Annotated in this window: 12 protein-coding genes and 1 tRNA gene; all 13 read right to left on the bottom strand. The window is 52.7% G+C overall.

Features of this window, described 5'->3' with window-relative positions:
• Positions 1-103: 103 nt before the first annotated feature.
• Positions 104-2,203, bottom strand: a complete 2,100-nt coding sequence (gene fusA / locus HAP95_RS09355; RefSeq protein WP_215883966.1) for an elongation factor G — start codon at positions 2,201-2,203, stop codon at positions 104-106.
• Positions 2,204-2,235: 32 nt separating this feature from the next.
• Complete coding sequence (gene rpsG, locus HAP95_RS09350; protein WP_010641428.1) at positions 2,236-2,706, bottom strand: 30S ribosomal protein S7; 471 nt, start codon at positions 2,704-2,706, stop codon at positions 2,236-2,238.
• 26 nt (positions 2,707-2,732) lie between these two features.
• Positions 2,733-3,104 (bottom strand): 30S ribosomal protein S12, encoded by a 372-nt coding sequence (rpsL, locus tag HAP95_RS09345; RefSeq protein WP_010641426.1) that lies wholly within the window; start codon positions 3,102-3,104, stop codon positions 2,733-2,735.
• A 109-nt stretch (positions 3,105-3,213) separates the two neighbouring features.
• On the bottom strand, positions 3,214-7,380 hold the full coding sequence (gene rpoC, locus HAP95_RS09340; RefSeq protein WP_226832691.1) for a DNA-directed RNA polymerase subunit beta': 4,167 nt from the start codon (positions 7,378-7,380) through the stop codon (positions 3,214-3,216).
• A 24-nt stretch (positions 7,381-7,404) separates the two neighbouring features.
• Positions 7,405-11,493, bottom strand: coding sequence for a DNA-directed RNA polymerase subunit beta (gene rpoB, locus HAP95_RS09335; protein WP_215883964.1), 4,089 nt, complete (start codon positions 11,491-11,493; stop codon positions 7,405-7,407).
• A 126-nt stretch (positions 11,494-11,619) separates the two neighbouring features.
• The gene (rplL, locus tag HAP95_RS09330) at positions 11,620-12,006 is read right to left on the bottom strand and encodes a 50S ribosomal protein L7/L12 (RefSeq protein ID WP_215883963.1); all 387 of its coding nucleotides are present in this window, start codon (positions 12,004-12,006) and stop codon (positions 11,620-11,622) included.
• A 30-nt stretch (positions 12,007-12,036) separates the two neighbouring features.
• Positions 12,037-12,558, bottom strand: coding sequence for a 50S ribosomal protein L10 (gene rplJ, locus HAP95_RS09325; protein WP_215883962.1), 522 nt, complete (start codon positions 12,556-12,558; stop codon positions 12,037-12,039).
• A 142-nt stretch (positions 12,559-12,700) separates the two neighbouring features.
• The gene (gene rplA / locus HAP95_RS09320) at positions 12,701-13,393 is read right to left on the bottom strand and encodes a 50S ribosomal protein L1 (protein ID WP_215883961.1); all 693 of its coding nucleotides are present in this window, start codon (positions 13,391-13,393) and stop codon (positions 12,701-12,703) included.
• A gap of 3 nt (positions 13,394-13,396) precedes the next feature.
• Positions 13,397-13,825, bottom strand: coding sequence for a 50S ribosomal protein L11 (rplK, locus tag HAP95_RS09315; protein ID WP_215883960.1), 429 nt, complete (start codon positions 13,823-13,825; stop codon positions 13,397-13,399).
• A 53-nt stretch (positions 13,826-13,878) separates the two neighbouring features.
• Positions 13,879-14,412 carry a transcription termination/antitermination protein NusG gene (nusG, locus tag HAP95_RS09310; protein WP_215883959.1) on the bottom strand — a complete coding sequence of 178 codons (534 nt, stop codon included), beginning with the start codon at positions 14,410-14,412 and terminating at the stop codon, positions 13,879-13,881.
• Positions 14,413-14,763 carry a preprotein translocase subunit SecE gene (gene secE, locus HAP95_RS09305; protein WP_215883958.1) on the bottom strand — a complete coding sequence of 117 codons (351 nt, stop codon included), beginning with the start codon at positions 14,761-14,763 and terminating at the stop codon, positions 14,413-14,415.
• A 20-nt stretch (positions 14,764-14,783) separates the two neighbouring features.
• A tRNA-Trp gene (locus HAP95_RS09300) sits at positions 14,784-14,859 on the bottom strand.
• A 52-nt stretch (positions 14,860-14,911) separates the two neighbouring features.
• Positions 14,912-14,992: an EF-Tu C-terminal domain-related protein gene (locus HAP95_RS09295; RefSeq protein WP_215858375.1), complete on the bottom strand. Its 81-nt coding sequence runs from the start codon at positions 14,990-14,992 to the stop codon at positions 14,912-14,914.
• Positions 14,993-15,005: the final 13 nt, after the last annotated feature.

Genomic DNA, 15,005 nt, shown 5'->3' with positions numbered 1-15,005 from the left:
AATGTGGTCTTCCCATGGTCCACGTGACCAATCGTTCCCACGTTTACATGCGGCTTCGTCCGCTCAAATTTCCCTTTGGACATCTTGAACTCTCCCGTTACGACTAGCGCTGACTTTTCTTGACAATGGCCTCGGCCACATGGCCGGGGACTTCCATATACTTCTCAAACTGCATGGTGTAGGTAGCACGTCCCTGTGACAATGAACGGACCGTCGTTGCATAACCAAACATTTCCGACAGCGGTACCTCACAACGAATGACCTTAGCACCAGCTTCGTCTTCCATACCCTGCATCATGCCGCGACGACTATTGATGTCACCGATGATATCACCCATATATTCTTCCGGCGTCACCACTTCCACCGCAAAAATCGGCTCCAACAGCACTGGATTTGCTTTTGCTGCACCTGCTTTGAAGCCCATGGACCCTGCTATTTTAAAAGCAGCTTCCGATGAGTCGACATCATGATAAGAACCGTCAAAAATGGTCACCTTGACGTCCACTACCGGGAAGCCGGCGATAATACCATTTTCGAGGGCTTCTTCAACACCTTTTTGCGTAGGTCCTATAAATTCTTTGGGAACCGTACCGCCAACCACACCATTTTCAAAACTGAATCCGGTTCCTGGTTCCAAAGGTTCCAGACGCAACCAGACATGACCGTACTGACCGCGACCACCAGACTGGCGTACAAACTTACCTTCAGCCTCTACGGTCTTGCGGATTGTCTCACGATAAGCCACCTGAGGCGCACCCACAGTGGCTTCGACGTTAAACTCGCGCTTCATACGATCTACAATAATTTCAAGATGAAGTTCACCCATACCGGAAATAATCGTCTGTCCTGATTCCTGATCAGTGCGTACCCGGAATGAGGGATCTTCCTGAGCCAACTTACCCAGAGCAATGCCCATTTTTTCCTGATCGGCCTTGGTTTTGGGCTCGACGGCAACATGAATGACCGGTTCAGGAAATTCCATCTGTTCAAGAGAAATGGACTTATTGAGATCACAAAGGGTGTCACCGGTATACGCGGTTTTCAAACCCACTGCAGCAGCAATATCACCCGCCAAAACTTCTTTGATTTCATGGCGCTCATTGGCATGCATCTGGAGCACACGACCAATACGTTCTTTTTGATTGCGACCTGGGTTCAACACGGTGGAGCCGGCCGTCAGCACGCCTGAGTACACCCGGAAAAAGGTCAACTGTCCAACAAATGGATCAGTAGCAATTTTGAATGCCAGTGCAGAAAATGGCTCTTCATCATCGGCAGAACGTACGATTTGCGCGCCGGAGTCTGGATCCGTGCCAATCACTGCCTCAATGTCTACGGGCGAAGGCAAGTAATCTAAAACAGCATCCAGCGCAGCCTGAACACCTTTGTTTTTAAAAGCACTACCACAAAGAACCGGAACTGTTACGCCAGCAATGGTCGCCTTGCGCAAAGCTGCCTGAAGTTCTGCAATGGAGATTTCTTCCCCTTCCAGATACTTCATCATGACCTCTTCATCCGCGTCAGCAATGGCTTCAACCATGAAGTGACGGGCTGCTTCGGCTTCTTCACGCAGGTCTGCAGGAATTTCTTCTTCGGTAAAGCTCGTCCCTTGAAGCGCATCATCCCAGTTGATGGACTTCATTTTCATCAAGTCGATAACACCACTGAAATGATCTTCTTCACCGATGGGCAACTGGACCGGGACAGGATTCCCCTTCAACTTGGTCGCAATCTGTTCAACTACCCGTTTGAAGTTGGCGCCCTGGCGATCCATTTTGTTCACAAATGCAATGCGCGGGACCTTGTATTTATTGGCCTGACGCCACACAGTCTCAGACTGGGGTTGCACACCGCCTACTGCACAAAACACTGCCATAGCGCCGTCCAGCACGCGCAAAGAACGCTCCACTTCAATGGTGAAGTCTACGTGTCCGGGAGTATCAATGATGTTGATGCGATGTTCCGCACGCTGACCATCCATACCTTTCCAGAAACAGGTCGTTGCGGCAGAAGTAATGGTAATGCCGCGCTCCTGTTCCTGAGCCATCCAGTCCATGACGGCAGTACCCTCATGCACTTCACCAATCTTATGAGACACACCTGTGTAAAATAAGATACGTTCAGTGGTAGTCGTTTTGCCGGCATCAATATGCGCCATAATGCCGATATTGCGATAACGTTCAATGGGGGTCGTGCGAGCCACAGTTTAGTCCTTTTGGGTGAGAGGCCGGTCAATTACCAACGGAAATGCGCAAAGGCCTTGTTGGCTTCTGCCATACGATGGGTTTCTTCACGCTTGCGAACTGCGTTTCCACGATTTTCTGCTGCCTCAAGAATTTCGGCGGCGAGACGGTTACCCATGGATTTTTCATTCCGCTTGCGCGCTGAATCACGCAGCCAGCGCATGGCCAAGGCCATTCTCCGGTCGGAACGAATTTCTACCGGCACCTGATAAGTAGCACCGCCGACGCGACGGCTTTTGACCTCGACGACCGGACGGACATTGTCGATAGCCTTGCGAAACACTTCCAGAGCATCACTTTTACTGCGCTCTGCAACCATTTCAAGGGCACCGTAGACAATTTTTTCCGCCGTGCTTTTTTTGCCGTCACGCATCATGACATTCGCAAATTTGGCGATGACTTCTTCTTTATACTTGGGATCCGGGAGAACAATCCGCTTGGGGACTTCACGACGTCTGGGCATGGCGCAACAACTCCTTCAATCTTTGCTTATTTGGGACGCTTGGCGCCGTACTTGGAGCGGGACTGCTTGCGATTTTTGACGCCAGCGGTATCCAGGGTACCACGCACAATATGATAACGAACGCCGGGCAAATCCTTGACACGACCACCCCGGATGAGTACCACCGAGTGCTCCTGCAGGTTATGGCCTTCGCCAGGAATATAGCTACTTACCTCAAAACCATTCGTGAGACGCACACGGGCGACCTTACGCAATGCCGAGTTCGGCTTTTTAGGCGTCGTGGTGTAAACACGGGTACAAACTCCACGTTTTTGTGGATTTGCGTCCAGGGCTGGCACCTTACTTTTGGCGACAGGCCGCTTGCGTGGCTTGCGCACGAGTTGATTTAATGTGGGCATCTACAATCTCCAGAGTACGATGATGGCACCCAGCCTCACCGATGAGAGGGCGCATTCTAGTGAGGCTTGCCCTGACTGTCAAGGCAAACCTCGGACATACCTTACAAAATTACGGATTTTCGCTGTTCAGCAAAGCTTCTGCGGCGACGGATGATGATTCTCCACCAGTCGCTAACACTTCCCCACGATTCAGACGACGGCGATGTTCATGGTAGGCAAGACCGGTGCCGGCTGGAACCAGACGACCGACGATGACGTTTTCCTTGAGGCCACGCAGATCATCCAGCTTTCCTGACACCGCTGCTTCGGTCAGTACCCGCGTGGTTTCCTGAAAACTGGCCGCTGAAATAAAGGACTCGGTGGACAAGCTGGCCTTGGTAATACCCAGCAGCATCGGCGTAAAGCGCGCCGGTTCCTTGCCATCCCGCTCCAACTGGGCATTTTCATCTTCAACCCGGGCCCGATCCACCTGATCGCCGGTAATAAAGGTTCCGTCCCCACTTGAAGTCACCTCTACCCGCCGCAGCATCTGGCGCAGAATCACTTCAATGTGTTTGTCGTTAATGCGCACGCCCTGTAAGCGATAGACGTCCTGCACTTCGTCGACAATGTAATTGGCAAGCGCCTGGACACCCAACACCCGCAAGATGTCATGGGGGACCGGCTGCCCTTCTACCAGTTGCTCACCAGGAACAACCCGCTCCCCCTCATACACCGTAACGTGACGGCCCTTGGGAATGAGATACTCATGCTGTTCAGCATTTTCGTCGGTAATGATGAGGCGCTGCTTACCCTTGGTATCTTTGCCAAAGCCGACAATGCCTTCGTGCTCTGCAATAATCGCAAAATCCTTGGGACGACGGGCTTCAAACAACTCGGCCACACGCGGCAAACCACCAGTAATATCGCGGGTTTTCGTGGTGCCGGCGGGCAGACGGGCCAAAATGTCGCCCGGGAATATCTCCATCCCTTCCTGTACCGCAATAATCGCTCTGGCGGGCAGGAAATAACGGGCTGGTAAGTCGGTCCCCGGCAACTTGAGGTCCTGACCCTTTTCATCAAGAATACCAATGACCGGGCGCAAATCCCGACCCTGCGGTGGACGCTGTTTCGAGTCAATAACCATCAAGGTCGATAGACCAGTTATTTCATCGGTCTGGATAGCGACACTGGCGCCTTCTACAGCATCTTTCAGCGATATTCTGCCGCCTACTTCGCTGACAATCGGGCGCGTATGTGGATCCCATTCAGCAACCCGCATACCAGCCGTCACCGGGGTATTATCATTGACGAGCAATGTCGCGCCATAAGGCATCTTGTAACGTTCTTTTTCACGACCCTGTTCGTCGGTCACAGTCACTTCACCATTACGACCGACAACGACGTGACGACCACTGGAGTGAGTCACAATGCGCAAGCTCGATTGATAATGGAATACGCCACCCTGCTTCACATCCAGACTGCTTTGTGCAGCAGAACGACTGGCGGCACCACCAATATGGAAAGTCCGCATGGTCAACTGAGTGCCCGGTTCGCCAATGGATTGTGCGGCGATGACACCAACCGCTTCACCGGCGTTTACCAGATGGCCTCGAGCCAGATCTCGTCCATAACACAGGGCGCAAACTCCGTGGCGTGAATGGCAGGTCAGGGGTGAACGTACCTTCAACGCATCCACACCCAGTTCGTCGAGCTGGCCCAAATGCTGCTCCGCTAACATGGTATTGCGCGCAATGACGATCTCCCCGGTATTGGGATGGAGAAGATCTTCGGAAAGCACCCGACCGAGCACCCGGTCGCGCAAGGGTTCGATGACTTCGCCTCCTTCCACCAGCGAGGTCATGGGTAGACCTTCTTCCGATCCACAATCGTGCTCAACCACCACCAGATCCTGGGTTACGTCCACCAACCTGCGGGTCAGGTAACCGGAGTTCGCGGTTTTCAGCGCGGTATCCGCCAGTCCCTTACGTGCGCCGTGGGTCGAGATGAAGTACTGCAGAACATTGAGTCCTTCACGGAAGTTGGCGGTGATGGGTGTTTCAATGATGGAGCCATCCGGTTTGGCCATCAGGCCGCGCATACCGGCTAACTGACGAATTTGCGCCGCAGAACCACGTGCTCCGGAATCTGCCATCATGAAAATGGAATTAAACGAATCCTGTTGTACCGTGCTGCCGTCGGGGAGCTCAACGGTTTCCTTGCTGACCCGATCCATCATGGCTTTTGCCACTTCGTCGGTAGCTCTTGACCAGATATCGACGACTTTATTGTAGCGTTCGCCCTCGGTGACCAGGCCGGAAGTATATTGGGCCTGAATGGCTTTCACCTCGTCTTCGGACCGACTGAGAATACCCTCCTTCTCCTGCGGGGTCACCATATCACCCGCACCAAAAGAAATACCCGCACGGGTCGCCATACGGAAGCCGGCATACATCAGCTGGTCCGCAAAAATGACCGTATCCTTGATTCCCAGGGTGCGGTAACAAGTGTTGATCAGTTCGCCGATGACCTTTTTCTTCAGCACCCGGTTGATGACACTGAAAGGCAGACCTTCGGGCAAAATATCACCGAGCAAGGCGCGTCCGGCGGTAGTTTCAATGCGCTCGCCACGGAAACGGACCATGATGCGCGCATGCAAACCCACCTGACCGGTTTCATAAGCCCGACGTACTTCGCGAATATCGGAGAATATCCCGCCGGTACCCTTGGCATCAGCACGCTCCTGACTGGCATAGTAAAGTCCCAGCACAATATCCTGTGACGGCACGATGACCGGATCACCATTGGCAGGACTGAGAATGTTATTGGTGGACATCATTAATGTCCGGGCTTCGAGCTGCGCTTCCAACGACAGTGGTACGTGGACCGCCATCTGGTCACCGTCAAAGTCGGCGTTGTAGGCCGCACAAACCAGCGGATGCAGCTGAATGGCCTTACCCTCGATCAGCACCGGCTCAAACGCCTGGATACCCAGACGGTGCAGGGTCGGAGCGCGGTTCAGCATGACGGGATGCTCGCGAATGACTTCTTCGAGAATATCCCAAACCTCGGGTTTTTCCTGCTCTACCAGGCGCTTGGCAGCTTTGATGGTCGTCGCCAAACCCCGCTCTTCAAGTTTGTTAAAAATAAAGGGTTTGAACAACTCCAGCGCCATTTTCTTGGGAAGGCCGCACTGATGCAGACGCAACTCGGGACCAACCACAATGACTGAGCGGCCAGAGTAATCGACCCGCTTACCCAGCAGGTTTTGACGGAAACGACCTTGTTTACCCTTGATCATATCCGCCAACGACTTGAGCGGACGCTTGTTGGGGCCGGAAATGGCGCGACCACGACGACCATTATCCAGAAGGGCATCAACCGCTTCCTGCAACATGCGTTTTTCATTGCGCACGATAATATCCGGCGCTTTCAGTTCCAACAGACGCTTCAGACGGTTGTTACGGTTAATAACCCGACGATACAAATCGTTGAGATCCGAAGTCGCAAAACGACCACCATCCAAAGGCACCAGAGGACGCAGATCGGGTGGCAGTACCGGCAAAACTTCCAAGATCATCCATTCCGGACGATTTCCCGAAGATTCGAAACCTTCGAGAATTTTCAGGCGCTTGCTCAGTTTTTTGGTTTTAGTATCCGAGTTACTTTCGCGCAGTTCGTTACGGATACGTTCAATTTCCTGAACCAGCGGAATGCCTCGCAGCAGATCGCGAATACCTTCTGCACCCATCTTGGCGACAAATTCGTCACCATGTTCTTCGAGGGCGTCCAGGTATTGGTCTTCGCTCATGATCAGACCACGTTCCAGCGCGGTCACACCGGGATCAACCACCACATAGGCCTCAAAATACAGAACCCGCTCAATATCCCGTAAGGGCATGTCAAGAATCATACCCATACGACTGGGTAAGGACTTGAGGAACCAGATATGCGCTACCGGGCTGGCGAGCTCAATGTGGCCCATACGCTCACGACGCACGCGCGCCTGGGTGACTTCCACACCACATTTTTCGCAGACCACGCCACGATGCTTGAGGCGTTTGTATTTGCCACAAAGACATTCGTAGTCCTTGATCGGACCGAAAATCTTGGCACAGAACAAACCTTCGCGCTCGGGCTTGAAAGTACGATAGTTAATGGTCTCAGGCTTTTTTACTTCACCAAATGACCACGAACGCACCTTGTCCGGAGAGGCAATTCCTATCCGTATGGCATCAAATTCTTCTTGCTGATCGTTTTGTTTAAAGAGCTTCAGTAAGTCTTTCAACGCATCCATCCTTGCCCGCCCGGGGCGGAAATATTACTTGGACTGTTCCAATTCAATGTCGATACCCAGAGAACGCAGCTCTTTCAACAGCACGTTGAAAGATTCCGGCATTCCGGCGTCCATACGGAAATCGCCTTTGACAATGGACTCATACATTTTACTGCGGCCACTGACGTCATCAGACTTAACGGTCAGCATTTCCTGCAATGTATAAGCGGCTCCATACGCCTCCAGGGCCCAGACTTCCATTTCACCGAAGCGCTGTCCACCAAACTGAGCCTTGCCCCCCAGCGGTTGCTGAGTCACCAGACTGTATGGCCCGGTGGATCGGGCATGCATTTTGTCATCGACCAGATGGTGTAGCTTGAGCATATAGAGGTAACCCACCGTCACTGGTCGGTCAAAGGCTTCGCCGCTACGACCATCGTACAGGGTGACCTGTCCACTACGCGGCAATCCCGCCAGCTCCAGCATATCGCGGATTTCTTCTTCAGCAGCGCCGTCAAATACGGGTGTCGCCATCGGTACGCCACCGCGCAAGTTCCGCGCCAGCTCCCGGATTTCCTCATCCGTAAGGCTATCAAGATCTTCTTTCTTGCCTGCCCGATTGTAGATTTCCGCCAGAAAAGCACGCATTTCCTTCATGGCCAGATCGCTTTCGAGCATCCCGGCAATTTTTTTACCCAGCCCTTTGGCAGCCCAGCCCAGATGGGTTTCCAGAATCTGACCCACGTTCATACGTGACGGCACACCCAGAGGATTGAGGACAATATCCACCGAGGTCCCATCAGCCAGATGCGGCATGTCTTCTACGGGAACAATTTTGGATACCACACCCTTGTTACCGTGACGCCCGGCCATTTTGTCACCAGGTTGCAGATGACGCTTGATGGCCACATGCACCTTGACCATTTTCAGGACCCCAGGACTCAGATCATCGCCCTGGGTGAGCTTGCGACGTTTTTCTTCCAGCTCCGCATCCAAACGTTGGCGCTGCTCTTCCAACTGGGCACGAATTTGTTCCAGTGCGTCATTACCTTCATCCGAACGCAAACGGATTTCAAACCATTTCGCGCGGGGCAGATCTTTCAGATATGCCTTGGTCACCTTGTTGCCAGCAGCAAGTCCATTGGGACCCCCTTCAGCCACCTTACCCGTCAACTGACGTTCAATACGCTGATAACTGTCTTCTTCAACAATACGGTACTGATCGTTCAGATCCTTACGAATCCGGTTCAGCTCGTGCTCTTCGATAGACTTAGCGCGTGTGTCCTTGTCAATACCATCGCGGGTAAACACCTGGACATCGATGACCGTTCCATACATACCTGCGGGCATGCGCATGGAATTATCTTTCACATCCGAAGCTTTCTCTCCGAAAATGGCGCGTAACAGTTTTTCTTCCGGGGTCAGCTGGGTTTCACCCTTGGGGGTCACCTTACCTACCAGAATGTCTCCGGGGGCCAGTTCTGCACCAATGACGACAATACCTGATTCATCCAGGTGACGCAGGGCACCTTCGGCCACATTCGGAATATCTCGCGTGATTTCTTCCGGCCCGAGCTTGGTATCACGGGCAAATACTGAGAATTCTTCGATATGGATGGTGGTATAACGATCTTCTGCTACCACACGTTCCGAAATCAGAATGGAGTCTTCAAAGTTGTATCCATTCCAGGGCATGAAGGCCACCAGCATGTTCTGACCCAGTGCCAGCTCACCCATTTCTGTGCTGGGTCCGTCCGCCAAAACATCCCCACGACTGACCACATCCCCGACTTTGACTACCGGACGCTGATTCAAGGTCGTATTCTGGTTGGAACGGGCGTACTTGACCAAGTTATAAATATCTACGCCGGGTTCTTCGGCCAATGTCTCTTCATCATTCACCCGAATAACAATGCGGGCACCATCTACAATATCGACCAAGCCACCGCGCCGCGCGACTACCGCCGCACCGGAATCAATAGCTACCACCCGTTCCATGCCTGTGCCGACCATAGGCGCATCTGAACGAATGGTCGGAACCGCCTGGCGTTGCATGTTGGAGCCCATCAACGCGCGGTTGGCGTCATCATGCTCCAGGAAGGGAATCATGCTCGCCGCCACCGAAACAATCTGGCGGGGAGAAATATCCATGAACTGCACCTGATCCCGATTAGCCAGTGTCGTCTCGTTTTTGTGGCGGCAGGAGATGAGTTCTTCCACCAGCAGGCCATCATCATCCAGGACCGAGTTCGCCTGGGCGATAACATAATTACCTTCTTCAATGGCCGAGAGGTATTCGATTTCATCAGTTGCACGACGATCTACTACACGCCGGTAAGGTGTTTCCAGAAAGCCGTAGTCATTAGTCCGGGCATAGCAGGCTAAACTGTTGATCAAACCGATATTTGGGCCTTCCGGCGTTTCAATCGGACAAATCCGGCCATAGTGAGTCGGATGCACGTCACGGACTTCAAAACCGGCTCGTTCACGGGTCAAGCCACCCGGTCCCAGAGCGGAAACACGACGCTTGTGGGTGACTTCGGAGAGCGGATTGGTCTGATCCATAAACTGGGAAAGCTGACTGGAGCCAAAGAACTCATTGACCACCGCAGCAATCGGCTTGGCATTAATCAGATCTTGAGGGGTTAGCCCTTCGCTTTCGGCAAGGGCCAGACGATCTTTGACCGCCCGTTCAACACGCACCAGTCCCAAACGGAACTGGTTCTCCATCAACTCGCCCACAGAACGCACCCGCCGGTTACCGAGATGATCAATATCGTCAATTTCGCCGATGCCGTTGCGCAGGGATACCAGCACCTTGAGTACGGCCAGGATATCCTCGCTGCTCAGCACTCCGGGACCCGTGATTTCTTCACGCCCGACGCGACGATTGAACTTCATCCGACCCACACCCGACAGGTCATAACGATCCGGGCTGAAAAACAGGCCCTGGAAAAGATTCTGGGCAGCATCCTTGGTCGGCGGCTCACCCGGACGCATTAAACGATAAATTTCCATCTGCGCTTCATGGGCATCACGGGATGTATCAATTCGCAGAGTCTCGGAAATATAGGGACCACGATCAATTTCATTGATGTACAGGGTGTGCAGAGACAAAGAAGGTCCCTTACGCAGCACATCGAGCACTTCTCCGGTAATGGGTTCATTGACTGCCAGCAGTACTTCACCGGTTTCCGGATTGACGACGTCCTTGGCAACCACTTTCCCCAGAACGAACACATCCGGTACGGGCAGCTGCTGCAATCCTGGAACTTCGGCCAGTGCTTTGATATGACGCGCAGTAATGCGCTTGCCAGTAGCAACAATCACTTCGCCCGTTGCCGGGTTAACAATATCAAAGCTGGCAATTTCCCCCTGAAGACGCTGGGGAATCAAGTCATAATGCAGCTCCCCATCCAAAATATGGAAGGTATCGGTCTCAAAAAACATTTCGAGAATATCTTCTGTACTATAACCCAGCGCCCGTAACAGGGTAGTTGCCGGCAATTTGCGACGCCGATCAATACGTGCGTAAACATGGTCCTTGGGATCAAATTCAAAATCCAGCCAGGAACCGCGATAGGGAATAATACGGGCATTAAATAACAGTTTGCCCGAGGAATGGGTTTTACCCCGATCGTGGTCAAAAAACACGCCTGGTGAACGGTGCAGCTGCGAAACAATAATGCGTTCGGTCCCATTGATGACAAACGAACCGTGTTCAGTCATGAGCGGTATTTCCCCCATGTACACGTCCTGTTCCTTCACATCTTTGACCCGCTTGGCACCGGTACTGTCATCCTTTTCCATGACCGCCAAGCGCAATCGTACGCGCAGGCCAGCATTAAAAGTCAGACCGCGCTGACGACATTCCACCACATCAAAAGCCGGTTTTTCCAGGCGATAGGAAACATAATCCAGCATGGCATTGCCGGAGTAGCTCTCCATCGGAAAAATCGAGCGGAAAACCGCCTCTAGCCCTGTTTCCTTGCGCGCCGCCGGAGCCGCTGACTCCTGGAGGAACTCCCGATAAGAATCCATCTGCGTAGCCAGCAGATATGGCACTGCGAGAATGCTCTGGCTTTTGCCAAAGTCTTTACGAATCCGTTTCTTTTCAGTAAAAGAGTAGGCCATGGATGCTCCGCGCGACGACTGCAAGGTTTAGGGAAAACACTTAAAGCTGCTTTCCACAAACGATGAAGGGGCTGGCAACCATATTTGTTGCCAGCCAGATAAACTGCTTAATACGTGTACAACAGACTACTTGATCTCCGCCTCGGCACCAGCCTCGACGAGTTGGGCCTTGACACTTTCGGCCTCAGCCTTGGCGACGGCTTCTTTCACCGCCTTGGGCGCGCCGTCGACCAGATCCTTGGCTTCTTTCAGGCCAAGACCGGTAATCGCACGCACTACCTTGATGGTGTTCACCTTGTTGGCACCAGCACTGGTCAGAATGACATCAAATTCAGTTTGTTCTTCTGCTGCAGCGGCTCCATCACCACCAGCAGCACCACCGGCAGGGGCGGCAACTGCCACTGCGGCTGCAGAAACACCAAATTTTTCTTCCATTTCCTTGATCAGTTCGGAAAGTTCAAGAACCGTCATGCCTGCAATAGCGTCTAAAATTTCATCTTTGGACAATGCCATTTTTACAACTCCTTCATCATTAATTTTGAGTTAGGCAGCGCGTTGATCGCGAACTGCTGCAAGGACCCGAACAAAACGACTCGGAACCTCGTTGAGGGTGCGTACGAAACCGGATACGGGTGCCTGCATGGTGCCGAGTAGCTTGGCCAGCAATTCTTCACGAGACGGCATTTTGCTCAATTGGGCAATAGCCGCAGCATCAATCTGCTTGCCACTCAATACACCACCGGTAATCACCAGCTTGTCAAAACGCTTGGCGAAATCCGTAAAAATTTTGGCTAATGCCACCGGATCTTCCGCTGCCGCAAATACCAGGGGTCCCTTCAACAAAGAGTCCATGACTGCGAATGGCGTGCCCGCCAGAGCCCGCTTCAACAGCGTGTTTTTTACCACCTGAACATGTACGGACTGTTTCATTGCTTCTGCCCGAAACGCCGTCATTTGTGCCACAGTCAAACCACGATACTCTGCTACCACAGTGGCTTGCGCCTCTGCGATTTTGGCTTGAAGGGCGATGACGACCTGTTCTTTTTCTGCGAGTTTGAGACTCACGTGAATGTCACCTCCTATCTAACCGAGGCGGCCAAAAGGCTGGCGCGCCGTCGCCTACGCAGGGAAAAACATTAAGGCTTGCGCCCCCTGCGGTCTTTGTACGCCGGCTCACGCCGACCTTTCCGCCCGAAGACAGAAACTGTTACGCCAAGCCAGAAATATCTACGCCGACCCCAGGACCCATGGTCGGAGACAAACTGACTTTACGAATATAAATACCCTTACTGGTGGCTGGCTTGGCTTTACGCAAGCTGTCAATCAGCGCCATCAGGTTTTCCTGCAGGGCTTTAGCTTCAAAGGAAGACTTGCCGATACTGCTATGCACAATACCGCCTTTGTCGGCACGGTAACGCACCTGACCACCCTTGGCATTGACTACCGCTGTACGCACATCTGCTGTGACCGTACCCACTTTGGGGTTCGGCATTAAACCTCGTGGCCCCAGAACCGGGCCCAAAGTGCCGACAATACGCATCGCATCTGGAGTGGCAATGACCACGTCAAAATCCATATGGCCGGCTTTGACCTGTTCGGCCAGATCTTCCATGCCAACGATGTCAGCTCCAGCTTCACGGGCTTCATTAGCCTTGTCAGCCGTTGCAAACACAGCGACTCGCATTAGTTTACCGGTGCCATTGGGCAACACTACCGCACCACGAACCACCTGATCGGATTTGCGAGGATCAATCCCCAGACCGACCGCCACATCTACTGATTCATCGAACTTGGCCGTGGCCATTTTTTTGACCAGCTCTAAAGCTTCTTCAATGGCATAGCGTTGATTGCGATTGACCAAATCACGCGCAGCGGTACTCCGTTTGGATTTATTAGCCATGTCTTAACCCTCCACCGTCAGGCCCATACTCCGGGCAGTACCACGCACACTCCGCATGGCCGATTCCAGATTTTCGGTATTGAGATCGGGCATCTTGGTCTTGGCAATTTCCTCGACCTGCGCCTCCGTCACCTTACCGACCTTCACGGTATTCGGACGGCCGCTACCTTTTGGCAAGCCTGCAGCTTTCATCAACAACACGGCAGCGGGTGGGGTTTTAACTTCAAAGGTAAAACTTTTGTCGGCAAAAACCGTAATCACCACGGGTAAAGGCAAACCGGGTTCTACACCCTGAGTTTGAGCATTAAATGCCTTACAAAACTCCATGATGTTGAGGCCGCGCTGACCCAAGGCCGGGCCAATGGGCGGACTCGGGTTGGCTTGGGTAGCCTTAACCTGTAATTTGATATAACCAGTTATTTTCTTTGCCATTACTAAGCTCCTGTGAGGTGCAAACGCCGTTAGGCTCCCTCGTTATGTAACCGTCAGACTTTTTCTACCTGACCAAAATCCAGTTCTACAGGAGTGGAGCGACCAAAAATGGTGACCGACACCCGTAATTTACTTTTCTCAAAATTGACTTCTTCAACTACGCCATTGAAGTCCTTGAAAGGACCGTCGATGACCCGCACCTGTTCGCCCGCATCGAAACTGAATTTTGGACGCGGCTTTTCAACGCCTTCCTTGATGCGATCCATGATGGCATCGGTCTCCGCATCACTGAGCGGATGCGGACGCCCGACCGAGCCGCCCACAAAACCAGTGACCCTGGGCGTACTTTTCACCAGGTGCCAGGTTGTATCATCCATTTCCATTTGCACAAGAACGTAGCCCGGATAAAACATGCGCTGTGAATTGGTTTTTTGACCATTGCGCATTTCCACGACTTCTTCCACAGGTACCAGTATCTCGCCAAAAAAATCGCCAAGACCCTCGCGTTGTGCCCGCTCGCGAATTTCTGCCTGAACTTTCTTCTCAAAACCCGAGAATGCATGCACTACATACCAACGCATAGCCATTTAGCCAACTCCTCCGAGTAGTAGCCGTACCACACCAAGGAGTGCCAGATCGACCAACCACAGAAAGGCCGCAATGACGGCAATCAACCCTATGATAACGGCAGTGCTCCGCAATACTTCAGGGCGGGTTGGCCAGACAACTTTCAGCAATTCAAGATACGCTTCCCGAAAAAACACCAAAAGCTTTTTCCCGCTTTCACTATAGGCAAACAAGCCTGCGGCAATCAGCAAGCCCACTGCCAATCCAACACTCGGGTAATACGTCCCGATACGCGTGGGGATCAGAAAATACGCGAATACCCCGAGGGCAGCGAAACCTGCCGCAAAATAGAGCTTCACTTTTTCCGACATGACCACCGCACCTTTAATAATGGCAGGGCAGGAGGGGATCGAACCCCCAACCTGCGGTTTTGGAGACCGCTGCTCTACCAATTGAGCTACTGCCCTGCAGACGGCAAACGGCGGACAGGCCGCCGTTCAACTTTACAACCAAACTAACTTACTCGACTACCTTGGAAACGACGCCGGCACCCACCGTACGGCCGCCTTCACGCACCGCAAAGCGCAAACCTTCTTCCATCGCAATCGGGGCA

This window comes from Acidithiobacillus sulfurivorans (genome assembly GCF_018853815.1).
Lineage (GTDB): Bacteria > Pseudomonadota > Gammaproteobacteria > Acidithiobacillales > Acidithiobacillaceae > Acidithiobacillus > Acidithiobacillus sulfurivorans.
Note: the sequence above shows the minus strand (reverse complement) of the source record. Positions and strands in the feature narration are given on the sequence as shown.

Excerpts from the sequence above, each read along its gene's own strand:
- nusG (WP_215883959.1), bottom strand. The coding sequence starts at position 14,412 with ATGGCTATGCGTTGGTATGTAGTGCATGCATTCTCGGGTTTTGAGAAG.
- rpoB (WP_215883964.1), bottom strand. The coding sequence starts at position 11,493 with ATGGCCTACTCTTTTACTGAAAAGAAACGGATTCGTAAAGACTTTGGC.
- rpsL (WP_010641426.1), bottom strand. The coding sequence starts at position 3,104 with ATGCCCACATTAAATCAACTCGTGCGCAAGCCACGCAAGCGGCCTGTC.
- rplK (WP_215883960.1), bottom strand. The coding sequence starts at position 13,825 with ATGGCAAAGAAAATAACTGGTTATATCAAATTACAGGTTAAGGCTACC.
- rpoC (WP_226832691.1), bottom strand. The coding sequence starts at position 7,380 with ATGGATGCGTTGAAAGACTTACTGAAGCTCTTTAAACAAAACGATCAG.
- rpsG (WP_010641428.1), bottom strand. The coding sequence starts at position 2,706 with ATGCCCAGACGTCGTGAAGTCCCCAAGCGGATTGTTCTCCCGGATCCC.
- HAP95_RS09295 (WP_215858375.1), bottom strand. The coding sequence starts at position 14,992 with ATGGAAGAAGGTTTGCGCTTTGCGGTGCGTGAAGGCGGCCGTACGGTG.
- rplA (WP_215883961.1), bottom strand. The coding sequence starts at position 13,393 with ATGGCTAATAAATCCAAACGGAGTACCGCTGCGCGTGATTTGGTCAAT.
- rplL (WP_215883963.1), bottom strand. The coding sequence starts at position 12,006 with ATGGCATTGTCCAAAGATGAAATTTTAGACGCTATTGCAGGCATGACG.
- secE (WP_215883958.1), bottom strand. The coding sequence starts at position 14,763 with ATGTCGGAAAAAGTGAAGCTCTATTTTGCGGCAGGTTTCGCTGCCCTC.